Below are 12,746 nucleotides of genomic sequence, written 5' to 3' on the forward strand. Positions count from 1 at the left end.
ATTTACTAATTCCCGTTTCATCTTTTATTTGAGCCAGACTGTACTTACCACTTTGATACATAATAATAGCACGCTTTACATTCTCATCGGGTTTTCTAGGACGCCCTGCTGTCACTCCCTTTTGTTTCGCTTCATACAAGCCTTTCTTCGTTTTTTCACTAATTACATCACTTTGAAAATCCACAAGATGTTTTACAATATTTCCAAAATGATATCCATTTGTATGACTCGTATCAATATTTTCTTGAACAAAGTAAATGTAAGCACCTTTATTGTCAATGACTTCTAATAACTCAACAAGATGACGTGTTGAATCCGCTAATGTGAACAGTTTTGTAACAACAATTTTATCATCTTGTTTTAGGTTATCTATCATATCTTTAAGTTGTACTCTTTTTTTTGCCGATGAATGTTCCTCTGAGATAATCATCGTACAATTACATTTCTCTAAGCTTTTGAGTTGTTCTTCACATTTCAAGTCATCTTGATATGGCCTCATATATCCGATTAACATACATGCTCTCCTAACAATTTAGACGTTTCTTTTATCATACCATAACTTGGAGTTATAAAATCAGTATCAAAAAGGTTCCTTTTTGGGACGATAAGTGTTAGACTGTTTTTATTAAATCGTGAACGCGGCTTTTATGAGACTTAAAAGCCACAAAATAAATGATATGAGGTGTATAAAACAGTGGTAGAAAAATTAAAAACAGAATGGTTTTCAAATGTTAGGGCTGATATCCTTGCGGGGATTGTAGTTGCACTAGCATTAATTCCAGAGGCAATCGCATTTTCCATTATTGCAGGTGTAGATCCAATGGTGGGATTATATGCATCCTTTTGTATTGCAGTTATTATTGCATTTGTAGGGGGTCGTCCTGGAATGATTTCAGCGGCAACCGGTGCAATGGCATTACTTATGGTTCCTTTAGTAAAAGAGCATGGGCTAAATTATTTATTAGCAGCAACAATTTTAACAGGTGTTATACAAATTATTTTTGGTGTATGTAAAGTAGCACGATTAATGAAATTTATCCCACGTGCTGTCATGATTGGTTTTGTTAATGCGTTAGCAATTTTAATTTTTATGGCTCAAGTACCACATTTTATTGGCATTTCCAATCTGACATATGTATTTGTAGCAATTACATTAGCAATTGTCTATATTGTACCGCGATTTATTAAATCAATTCCAGCTCCATTAATAGCGATTGTATTATTAACAGCTGTTGCGATTTATATGCATTTGGACTTACGAACTGTTGGTGATTTAGGATCGATTACAAAATCATTACCATCGTTCTTTATTCCAGACGTTCCATTCACATTTGAAACATTAAGCATTATTTTTCCCTATTCAATTGCGTTAGCAATTGTAGGATTATTAGAGTCTTTACTAACAGCATCCATTGTAGATGATATGACAGGAACCGATAGCAATAAGAATCGAGAATCAAGAGGCCAAGGCATCGCCAATGTTATCAATGGTTTCTTTGGTGGTATGGCAGGTTGTGCAATGATTGGGCAATCGGTAATCAACGTAAAATCTGGTGGACGTGGTAGATTGTCTACACTAATTGCAGGATTGTTTTTAATGTTTCTCATTATCGTATTAGGAGATCTAGTTGTACAAATTCCAATGCCTGTTCTTGTAGGAATTATGATTATGGTATCAATTGGTACATTTGATTGGTCTTCCTTCTCTTATCTAGTGAAAGCACCTAAAAGTGATGCAGCAGTTATGTTAGTAACAGTTATTATTGTCGTTGCAACACATGATTTATCAAAAGGTGTAATTGCTGGTGTGTTACTAAGTGCTATATTCTTTGTTGCTAAAATCTCAAAGATAAAAGTTACAAAACGACAAGATGGCTCAAATATGATATTTGATGTGGATGGTCAATTGTTCTTTGCCTCTGTAGAAGGATTCGTAGAATCATTTGATTTCAATGTTAAAAACAGAAGCATTGTCATTGACTTCTCGAACACCCATGTTTGGGATGATTCGGCAGTTGGAGCTATTGACAAAGTTATTATTAAGTACCAAGAAAATCAAAATATTGTTACCATTACAAACTTAAATTCTTCTAGTAAGAAACTTGTAGAAAAATTAGCCGTATATAATAACCCAAATAGAAAAGCTTCTTCACATTAATTGATAATTAGGAGTGGAAAATATGTATAAAAAAATCCTATTAGCTGTAGATGGTTCTGAACATTCCTTACGTGCTACACAGGAAGCAATAAAAATTGCATCCTTAACTAATGAATGTACAGTTGAAATTGTATTTGTAGTTGATTATGCAAAAGCAAAGAATGAAGTTATTCATGCACAAGGAAAAGAAGAATTAGAGTTAACCCGTCGTAAGAGACTTTTACCAATTGAGGAAAAATTAAAAGCAAATCGTATTTCTTATGAAGTTAAAATATTACATGGTGAACCAGGTCCAACCATTGTAGAACATGCGAATAAAGGTCATTTTGAATTAGTAGTACTTGGTAGTCGTGGACTGAATGCGCTGCAAGAAATGGTACTTGGTAGTGTGAGCCATAAAGTAGCTAAAAGAGTTCAATGCCCTGTGCTGATTGTAAAATAATATATTTTTTGTATGATTCCTGATTTTGAAATTTCTTATTCAAAATCAGGAATTTTTATCATAAAGGAAGCTTGAAATATTTTAATATATAAGGAGTTGGCACATGAAAACACTACAAAGTGGAAAAACAAAGATTTTTGCTTTAGGTGGCCTTGGAGAAATTGGGAAAAATATGTATGTCATTGAGTATGAAGATGAAATCATCATTGTAGATGCTGGATTTAAATTTCCTGAATCTGAACTATTAGGTATTGATTATGTTATACCTGATTATACGTATCTAGAAAGAAATAAAGACAAAATAAAAGGATTATTCATCACACACGGACATGAAGATCACATTGGCGGGGTTCCCTTTCTATTTAAACGCATACAAGTACCGATATATGCTGGGAAACTAGCTGCAGCATTAATTAAGAGTAAATTTGAAGAACATAATATCCGCCATGTTGAAATAAAAAATATATTGGATGAAACAGAAGTTGAATTTCAACACACAAAAGTACGTTTTTACCGAACAACACATAGTATTCCTGACGCATTTGGTATAGTAGTAACCACTCCAAACGGAAATGTTGTACATACTGGTGATTTCAAATTCGATTTTACACCCGTTGGTACAGAGGCGAACCTACACAAAATTGCTGAAATTGGAAAAGAAGGTGTATTGTGTTTACTATCTGACAGTACAAATAGTGAAGTTCCTGGTTTTTCCATGTCAGAAAAAAAGGTCGGACAATCCGTTAATGAAATCTTTTCAGAGGCACAAGGACGTATCTTATTTGCAACTTTTGCGTCAAATGTTCACAGACTACAACAAGTTGTAGAGGCTTCTATTTTGTATAATCGTAAAGTTGTAGTTGTAGGAAGAAGTATGGAAAAAACAATTCAAATAGGCAGAAACTTAGGATACATCCAAGCTCCAGAGGACCTATTTGTTGGTGTACATGAACTCAATCATATTCCAAGTCATCAAGTAACTATTATATGTACAGGAAGTCAAGGGGAACCAATGGCAGCTTTATCAAGAATTGCGTATAATAATCACCGACAAATTCAAATTATTCCTGGGGATACAGTTGTACTCTCTTCCTCTCCAATTCCAGGGAATGTATTAAGCGTTAATAGAACGATTAATCAGCTATATCGAGTAGGTGCAAATGTAATTCATCATAAAATAAGTGATATTCATACATCTGGCCATGGAGCACAAGAAGAACAAAAATTGATGCTCTCACTTTTAAAGCCAAAATATTTCATGCCTATTCATGGGGAATATCGTATGTTAAAAAAGCATGTAGAATTAGCTATAGAATGTGGTGTGCCTATAGATAATTGCTTTGTTATGGATAATGGTCAAGTATTAGAAATCTCCAAAGGAGAAGCTAGAATTAGCAGTAAAACCATTCCTTCTCAAGCTGTGTATGTTGACGGGAGTGGTATAGGTGATATTGGAAACATTGTTTTACGTGACCGTAGAATTCTATCTGAAGAAGGAATCATTATTATAAGCCTGAATTTAGATTGTAAACAAAAGCGATTAGTATCGCAGCCGGCGATTGTTACAAGAGGATTTGTATATATGCGTGGATCAGAAGAACTCATGAAGAAAATAGAAGAGATTGTAGAAGATTGTATATGTAATTTACTAAATGAAGGGATAATAAATTGGGCACAAATAAAACAAACACTTGTAGACGTATTGAATCCATTCTTATATTCCAAAACCGGGCGTCGTCCAATGCTTCTTCCAATCATTATGGAAGTTTAAAAAGAAAAACATTTATTAATAATTCCTAATTTATTTTTAAGAATGCCAACAAGTCCAGTTCTAAACTATTAAGATACTAGATTAATAAAGATTAAAAACCAGTGATTAAGTGTGAAGTTACATCACTGGTTTTAATTTTGGATTAGAAGTCAATTCAATAGAGGTCAGCTGCATGCATCTCAACTTAAGATTATTAACTTCCTCAATTGTAAAAACGTCATTTCCCCTAAACAAGTTAAATTAGAAAAGGTAACGTTTTTTATAAATCTTTTAAGTCAAAGTGAATCACAGTTATTTGAAGAAGAATTACATCAATATTTCACTCTTCCAAAGTATTTGTTAGAAAACTAAATTTTGCACAACGGAAACATAAGTTTTCAGGTCATAATCTTGTTTACTCACAATATAAAAAGCTCAAATTTCTAAGCGTTTGTATTGTGAGTGTTTTTTCATTACTCCATAAACAGCTTCTTATTTATTTGTACTTTTTTTGGGTATAACTGGGACCCAAAGTTCATGTTTCGGTTTATGTTTTGGACCATAATAACATTCTATGCATGGTAAATTTGCAAGCTCATAATCAGAAGTTGGGACCCACTCCGAATATAAGCGTTTCCATGCATCCGCTATATTCGGAAAAACTGCCCATGTACTTGCAGGGATAATTAATGTTTCCATATCAGCTGATACTGTCCCATCATATCTTACCCCCATAAAGTAAGAAAACTCCTCATCTGTTATGGTAGCTTCTTTTCCACAAACGCCCAAAAGGCTTTCAAGCGTGCACTTTGGATTTTCCCATGACATGTCTATTAATTCTTGCATAAATCCTTCTTTCTTCGCGGTGTTCCAAAGTGTGGGGATTTTTTTAAAGGCGCTGCTTGTTTTTACTGGTTTACTCTTTCCTACAATTCTCAACTCAAAATCGAGGTTTTCAATTCTGTAATCCATCTCCGTACCTCCCTTAATAGAAATTTGGAAGGAAATCTTCGGAAAAGCTTTTAACTGTACTCCTTTATTACGAGCGTTAGAAGGAGATATTCCATGCATTTTTTTAAAAGCACGTGAGAAGGCATCGGAAGAAACGTAACCATATTTAATTGCTACATCGATGATCCGAATGTCACTTTTTTGAATTTCGAATGCTGCAAGTGTTAAACGTCTTCGTCTAATATATTCTGAAAGCGATACACCTGAGATTGAAGAAAACATTCTTGAAAAATGAAACTCAGAGCAATTAGCTGCCTTCGCAATCTTCTTGTAATCTATTTCTTCATCCAAACTATTCTCAATGTAGTCCAATGCATGATTCATTCTTTTTAGCCAATCCATAAGTTTACTTCCTTTCAAATATTTACTTTAATACATAATAGATAATGGTACCCGACATTTCATGCCTAAAAATGTCGGTACAAAAAATACCCCCTTTAAGAAAAGGTAAAATAAGGGCGCTCCATTTTTCTATGACATCTATATATTATTTTTCTTTATTTAACTTCTTCACACTCTTTGTCCTATATATATCATCCGAGTAAATAATTTCTTTGATATTTTATTCCCTATTTATCAATAGGTAACCTTATTTGTATAGTAGCATGATAGGGATACAGTCATTTTCCCATCATGCTACCAAAAATACACTACTCCAGAATAATAAAGTTATATAGGATATAGAACTTTAGATAGTTATGTATGTAATTAGTGAATATGAAAGAATGTTCTAGATAATAGTGCTAGGACATCTTTTTATTTTAACGAGGTTTGTTTAAATATCTTTTAGTACATTATTTAAAAACATATCTTTGGTTACGTAGAAAGAACACATACCTTCAAACTCCCGGTAATCTTCAGCTAAATTTTGAATACATTCTTTGAATTGAAATCCCAGTTTCTCTACTACCTTAATAGATCCTTTATTCTTAGGGAAAACAACAGCGACGATGCAGTTTAAGCCTAATTTTAAAAATGCATATTGCAAAAGTGCATATGCGGCTTCTGTTGCATAACCTTTTCCCCATTTATCATATGACACGGCATAATATAATTCTGTGGATGTAAGTTCAAAATCTAAAGGTCCTAATCCACAATAACCTACATATTGTTGAGAAGATTTTTCAAAAATAGAAAGATTGAATTTAACAATATTACTTACAGTGTTCTTTTTATTCATTTCCATGCTCCAAAGAATAGTATCTTGTATTTCTTCTAGTGAATAGTCAGGCGAAGGCATAAAGCGCTTAATTTCAGGGTGTTTCTGTAGCTTGTATAAATATTTTGCATCAGATATTTGATAAGGTTTAATAATTAATCTTTTTGTTTCAATATAGGCATTGACAAACATTTTACACCTCTTATACATTATTAATAAAATTTTTAACACTTAATAACAAGTGGTACTATATTTCTATTTCTAATCCAATATATTCGACAAATACGTGAATGAATCCTATAGGATTCATATATCATGAGATTACTTGTCTAAATTAAATGTACAACAACACCAATAAATAAAGAAAACAATTAAAGAAATTTGCGCCATCACAGGTGTAAGTCAAACTGCGTTATATCGGAAATTAAGAGAATAAAAAAAGATTAAAAGATGACTCTTTGATAGGTACGGCAATGGAACGCAATCATGGAATAAATATAAGCATGCATTATAAATATACATAATGTTAGAGGATAATAAAGTTGTTGAAAAAATAATAAAGTTATTTAAAAATCGTTTATGGGACAAACGGGGCAGTCTAATTGATTAAGGGAATTCAATATACTTTTAATTTCCATTGATTTTCTTTTCTGTCTAATATATAATCATGAAAAATAATTTACTTTATATAAAATTCTATGAAGAGAAAGAGTACGTTATTGTTTCTGTTCCAAAGAGAGCTGGTGTTTTGCTGAAAACCAGTGTTCAGATAATAACCGAAAATCATCTCTGAGAAGTAAAGCCGAATGTTTAGTAAGCTTTATCGGTTTCCTCCGTTACAAGGGACAACGTATGATTGTACGTTTGTAAAGGGTAGTAAAGTGTTATTCAAACACTTTACTAAACAAGAGTGGTACCGCGAGTTTTAATCTCGTCTCTTACTGAGACGGGATTTTTTGTTTTTTAGAGAATACTTTTACAATAAAAATTTAAGAAAAGCAGGTGAAGGTGTAATGAAGACGCTATTATTTGTAACAGATTTATATTATGAAGCAAAAGGAAGAAACTATTATGAAGAGGATTTATTTCTAACTTCTAAACTTAGAGAAACCTTTAATTTGGTCATCTGTCATCCTGAAGATATTGAAGCATTTGAAGATAACGTTGATTTAATTGTTTTCCGAAATGCAGGTCCAGTCGCCAATTTTAAAGACAAATATGAAGCATTCCGTAACCGAATTGTTTCTAAACATTTAAACACATATAACTCGTTTAATGGAAAGGCTGACATGAACGGAAAAGAATATTTAATCGAACTAACAAATGCTCATTTTCCTGTTATACCAACGATTGATACTCTTGATTCCTTAAATAAACTCCCTAATGTAGACACGTATATCGTAAAGCCGAAAGATGGAGCGGACTCTATCGGGATGAAATTTGTTACAAAAGATGAACTGAGTGAAAAAGTTAATTCAGAATCGAAAAATACATTAGTACAACCATTTATCAATTTTGAATATGAAGTCTCATTTTATTTTATCGATAAAGAACTTCAATACGCACTTTATGCACCAGATAAAGATAAAAGATGGGAATTGAAAGAGTATGTAGCTACGGAAGAAGATTTAGCTTTTGCTAAACATTTTATCGAATGGAATAATCTTGACTGGGGGATTCAACGAGTTGATGCCTGTCGAAGCGAACAAGGGGAGCTTTTATTAGTTGAATTAGAAGATTTAAATCCTTATCTTTCTTTATTAGAATTATCTGAAGAGACACGTCAGAACTTTGTAGACGCAATGAAAAAATCATTACAAAAAGCTCTTCAACCCTAATTGTAATCAATTATTTTATTGAGAAAATGGAGGCGTTAGCTGAATAAGGGGTCTTACCAATAAGAATTAAACCACTTTATTATCCTTTTAAGCAATAAAATTCTTTTGATTAATTTGGCTTTAAGCAACTTTTAAAAGCCTCATTACACATCAAATGTAGTGAGGCTCTTATTTATTATTACGAAATTAAATAACTTTATTAACTCTAAACACATAAAAAGGAGCAGTTAGCTCTAAGCTTACTACTCAAATTCACCTTTGATTAAATAATTAGTAAAAAATAAGATGCAATAACTAAAATAACTAGGGTGGATAACCATACAATTAATATTGTATGTGCTGGATTTTTTTCAATTAATAGCTTTACATTGAGTTAAATAATATAATTTTGATATAACAATTCCTATTCCAGCAATAATGGATCCTATCCCAATTCGAATTTTGTTATTTAATGAGGATAGCTTCTTTTCGAACAGCTAAATGCAGGTTAGCTACAAGAAACCCTAAAACAGCAATAGTAATTGCAGGTGTAACCACGCTAGATAAGTTCTTTCATTAGCTAAATGTTGCTGAATATATTTTGAATCCACTGTTTCAAGGACTTTTGGCTTTACTTTGTGTTGAGCCATTACATCGACTGACTCCATTAATCAGCAATATAGTGTAAAATTGAAACGTATTAATATTATTCAAAATCAAACATTTTAAATTGCTTCGATAAATCAGCTGATATTTTTTCTTCATTTTCTTTACTACCCGTTTTAAATTCTAAAACATTTTTCATCCCTGTTTCTCCGTATGTAGAGGAGGCGCAAATATTACGATAAGCTTGGCTATAATGAGTTATCTGTTGTTTTAATTCTCTTATTTCACAGTCTTTTTCATGTAACGTTTGTTCTAATTCCTTTATTTTCATTTTAAACTCAACATTTTCTGACTCAAACGTCCACTCTTTTTTAGCAATCGCGTATAGCGAATTAATACATGCATTTAAATGTGTTAGTGAAGAAATTAATTTTTGCTTATTATCATAATTTTTTTCAACTATATCAAAAATATTAGGAAGGGGAATTCCTGTATCAAAATCTATTTTAGTTGTGAACGGTATTGGTTCATTTAATTTAGCAATATCGTCTTTTAAATTCCGAGACCAAGTATTCCGACTTATACCGGTTTCTCTTTCAAGATCTATATAAGATATAACTTTATTGGGATGTTTCTGAACATAATTAAGTAACTGTTGTCGAAGCTCTTGTAATGAATACTTCTTTGGTTTTCCTACTTTATTCTTCATCGTTTATACCTCCAAATAAAGAGTTTGCTACTGCGTCTAACTGTACATCTACTCTAGCTTTTTGTTCCTGCATTTTTTTAAAGTTCCGAGAGATATAGTTTAATTCTGCTTGTGAAAGTTCATCATATTCCAAGGTAATAAAGTTGTAATTCATATTTTTTGTAATAGTTTGAAACAAAAGGAGTTGTTCTTTAATGCGTCTCCATAATATTTCAGATTCGTCACTCAACCATCTATATAAATCAAGATTAAACTCATCGTTAGGAATAAAAAAATACTCACAATATCTACAATCTCCTACGGGACAATCCTTTGGATTATGAAGACAATAACCATGTTCCATTCGTGGTAGTTTTTTTAAATCCGCTTTTGACAATTGATTAAGAAAAGATTTAGAAAACAATTTTTTTATGTTATCGTCATTTGATATTCCTTCTGTCTGTAAAGAAACATACGGCATTTTCTTGTACTGATCTGACAAATATTGAATCGATGATTGGCTAAAGTATTCTAGATGATTAAAATAATGCATTTGTGCATCTAAAGAACTATGTCCTCCTATCCTAGCTATAGTAAGCATATTAAATCCTTGAAACATCATATTACAGAAAGCAAAATGCCTTGTATCTAAAGGTTTGATATATTGAAGCGATAGACCATACTTTTTCGTAACTATTTCCTCATAAAAATTTTTTAGTAATGTATATAGTTGTCCTTCTTCAAATCTAGTTTTATCTTTCTTATTCTTAAAAGCATTACCATGAGTCTTTTGATATCGCTGAGATTTGCAGTAATGATAATAAGATAATAGATACTCATTATTTGAGTTTTCATTTGTAATACAGATATACTCTTGAATTAAATCATATATACGTTTACTAATCGTTAGTGTATCAGTTACATCTATACTGTGTATTTTTCTTGCTTGTTTTTTTGCTCTTGGAACTGTTAGTGTATACTTTCCATTATTCTCTTGTGCACATTCTCTAGATAATAAAATGAATTCTTTTATCCGCATGGGAATGATCAATGTAATATTCCACCATAAAATAATAGGGAAATAAATTTCTTTTTCTGTATCTGTCCAATTTTTTTGGAAATCACGTATAATCCAATCGAAAGTTAGTACATCCTTAAAATCAGGCAAATTTCTGACGGTGTTCGTATAACCATAAGCGAATTGTTTACATAGAATGATTAAATCATCTTGTTCCTCGTAACCAATAAAAAGTAAGTATTTTGCTAACGATGTAGCGTATTTGAAAATTACACTTGCTGATTTATTGTTGAGAAAAGATTCTAATTGGGAGTAACACTGGCTATCTTCAAAGCCTTTAGTTACTAAAATTGCTTGTTTTATAAATTGTATTTTCCCCTGTATAGTTTTTAATGAATTCTCTTGTTTTAACTCTAATAGCACGTAGTAACGTAGAGATTCTTTATATATAGGAAGAGAGTATATATTGAAAGAAATTTTAGTAATTCGCTGATCTTTATCAGCAAGTAGCCAAATAGTGTCTTCGAATCTGTCATTAATAATTACACCTGTTTTTTTAAATTCATCAAACATTTGAGTAAACTTAGTTTGTTTATCGTGAGAGAAAAAGACTTTACTTAAAGATTCGATATACGATTTTATTCCTACATCAGATATAAACTCTTTATTATATATTTCTAGATTTTTTAACACTTTTTCAACACCTCTGGGTTATCATATAGACCTAATTAGATATAAAATAATGATCAAAATGAATGAATGCTGTCTTTATTTCTTGAAACAAAGTATTTAAGTCAACAAAAGAATTTATATAATCCTTGCCAAATGTATCAACAGCTTCTTGTAATAGCTGAAGCAATCTTAAAATCCATGATTTCTCTCTCTCTGCTACAGATATGAGGTTTGCACTTTTTAAAACAATTATTCTTTTTGAAATTTCCTCTTGAATACTAATTAATAAATAAACTTTTGGAATCGAATATATACATCCCACGCAAGAAGAACTATTTGGAGTTATACAATTAGGATAATTAAAACATTGCATATGTTCTGTATGAGAAGGAGATAAGTCTTTATATAACTTTCCTAACTTGTCTTCTAATGTCTTTAAAGGCATACTAAGAATTTGAAGAGCCATGGACTCGGGTTCTTGATGTTGTGTTTGTAAAAAATAACCGAAATCCTCAAAACTTAAAGGGGTCTGAAAGATTTTTTGTATCTCTAAAATACGTGCCGTTTCTTCATCTAAACTAATATTATTCTCTTTTTTTATCTGTATAGCTTGAATTAATAAATTGTATAGATACCCAAAGTGACCACGATTAAATAAATGCTCTGTGACATTACTGATAGGTCCATCTTTGTTTGTTGTTTGAATATAAATAGAAGTAGATTCTTGATTAGTATGAGAGCGTGCTCTTTGAAGTAGGGCTAATGCGCTTGCTTTATATTCTGAGTTTTGTACAGCTTTATGAAATAGATGGGTCATAAAACTTCGATTCATTTTTCGACTTTGAAAATTAAATTTGTAATTCTCAAAAAAAAGTTTATGAATTGCTCCTCTTCTATTACCTAGGTTTATTAATTTACTATCGTCTACTCTTTGTCTATGTAAATCACAAATGACAATCATTGTAGCAATTGGAATTAACATATCAAAGTTAACTAAAAAACGATTCAAAGCCCCAGTTTTGGAAATAACTAGTCTTTGCGAAGCATATTGATTGATAATTTTTTGAGCTTGTATAGTATTTAATCTGTTTCCATTTTTAAACCATTCGAAAGAAAAATCACCAGCTAATTTTATATTAATAAAAGGCAGTTCCAGAAAATCCCGAGAGCGCCAAGCGTTAGTAAAATGAAGAGAAACATACAACCATGTACCTGCGTATCTTCGATCTTCTATAGCCTGTAAGAAGTGCTTTTCTATATTCTTCACGTATTTTTGGCAATCAATAAAATCTGCTAGAGGATAAATTTCTTCATTATTACCTGAAGAGGAAGATTTAGCCGAAATCTTGTATGTATGAGAAAAAATACAATTACTTAAGTTCTCTTTACAATAATCTAAAAAGTGAACAAAATGCTTTTTATAAT

General features: G+C 31.5%; 10 protein-coding genes, 1 pseudogene and 1 other annotated feature. Of the genes and pseudogenes, 4 read left to right on the forward strand and 7 right to left on the reverse strand.

What is annotated here, in order from left to right; translation table 11 throughout:
* Positions 1-514 (reverse strand): recombinase family protein (locus MR079_RS24995; protein WP_242294829.1); only part of this gene is annotated, 514 nt, incomplete at its 3' end.
* Positions 515-694: 180 nt separating this feature from the next.
* Between MR079_RS24995 and MR079_RS25000 the strand changes: the two genes are divergently transcribed.
* The 3 genes from MR079_RS25000 (at position 695) to rnjA (ending at position 4,371) form a co-directional block, all read left to right on the forward strand.
* The gene (locus MR079_RS25000) at positions 695-2,158 is read left to right on the forward strand and encodes a SulP family inorganic anion transporter (RefSeq protein ID WP_242294830.1); all 1,464 of its coding nucleotides are present in this window, start codon (positions 695-697) and stop codon (positions 2,156-2,158) included.
* 22 nt (positions 2,159-2,180) lie between these two features.
* Positions 2,181-2,600 (forward strand): universal stress protein, encoded by a 420-nt coding sequence (locus MR079_RS25005; RefSeq protein WP_242294831.1) that lies wholly within the window; start codon positions 2,181-2,183, stop codon positions 2,598-2,600.
* A gap of 103 nt (positions 2,601-2,703) precedes the next feature.
* Positions 2,704-4,371, forward strand: a complete 1,668-nt coding sequence (gene rnjA, locus MR079_RS25010; protein ID WP_242294832.1) for a ribonuclease J1 — start codon at positions 2,704-2,706, stop codon at positions 4,369-4,371.
* A 471-nt stretch (positions 4,372-4,842) separates the two neighbouring features.
* Here the strand turns inward: rnjA and MR079_RS25015 are convergent, their stop codons facing one another.
* Together MR079_RS25015 and MR079_RS25020 are read right to left on the reverse strand one after the other, a co-directional pair.
* Complete coding sequence (locus MR079_RS25015) at positions 4,843-5,703, reverse strand: AraC family transcriptional regulator (protein ID WP_242294833.1); 861 nt, start codon at positions 5,701-5,703, stop codon at positions 4,843-4,845.
* A 433-nt stretch (positions 5,704-6,136) separates the two neighbouring features.
* Complete coding sequence (locus MR079_RS25020; RefSeq protein ID WP_242294834.1) at positions 6,137-6,712, reverse strand: GNAT family N-acetyltransferase; 576 nt, start codon at positions 6,710-6,712, stop codon at positions 6,137-6,139.
* Between the two features lie 497 nt (positions 6,713-7,209).
* Positions 7,210-7,462, forward strand: a binding site (T-box leader).
* 71 nt (positions 7,463-7,533) lie between these two features.
* On the opposite strand from MR079_RS25020, the gene MR079_RS25025 reads away from it, so the two are divergent.
* Complete coding sequence (locus MR079_RS25025) at positions 7,534-8,358, forward strand: ATP-grasp domain-containing protein (RefSeq protein WP_242294835.1); 825 nt, start codon at positions 7,534-7,536, stop codon at positions 8,356-8,358.
* 503 nt (positions 8,359-8,861) lie between these two features.
* On the opposite strand, the gene MR079_RS25030 is transcribed toward MR079_RS25025, so the two are convergent.
* The 4 genes and pseudogenes from MR079_RS25030 to MR079_RS25045 all read right to left on the reverse strand — a co-directional run.
* Positions 8,862-9,005, reverse strand: coding sequence for a DUF202 domain-containing protein (locus MR079_RS25030; protein ID WP_313897266.1), 144 nt, complete (start codon positions 9,003-9,005; stop codon positions 8,862-8,864).
* Positions 9,006-9,043: 38 nt separating this feature from the next.
* Entirely contained in the window at positions 9,044-9,652 is a 609-nt protein-coding gene (locus MR079_RS25035; protein WP_242294837.1) for a hypothetical protein, read from the reverse strand.
* Positions 9,642-11,342 carry a site-specific integrase gene (locus MR079_RS29390; protein WP_242294838.1) on the reverse strand — a complete coding sequence of 567 codons (1,701 nt, stop codon included), beginning with the start codon at positions 11,340-11,342 and terminating at the stop codon, positions 9,642-9,644. The genes MR079_RS25035 and MR079_RS29390 overlap by 11 nt, the downstream gene beginning before the upstream one ends.
* A gap of 31 nt (positions 11,343-11,373) precedes the next feature.
* Positions 11,374-12,746: pseudogene (locus MR079_RS25045) on the reverse strand (DNA-binding protein); the annotation flags it as partial.

The sequence above is a fragment of the Bacillus cereus group sp. BfR-BA-01381 genome (assembly GCF_022663555.1).
GTDB classification, from domain to species: Bacteria; Bacillota; Bacilli; order Bacillales; family Bacillaceae_G; genus Bacillus_A; species Bacillus_A pacificus.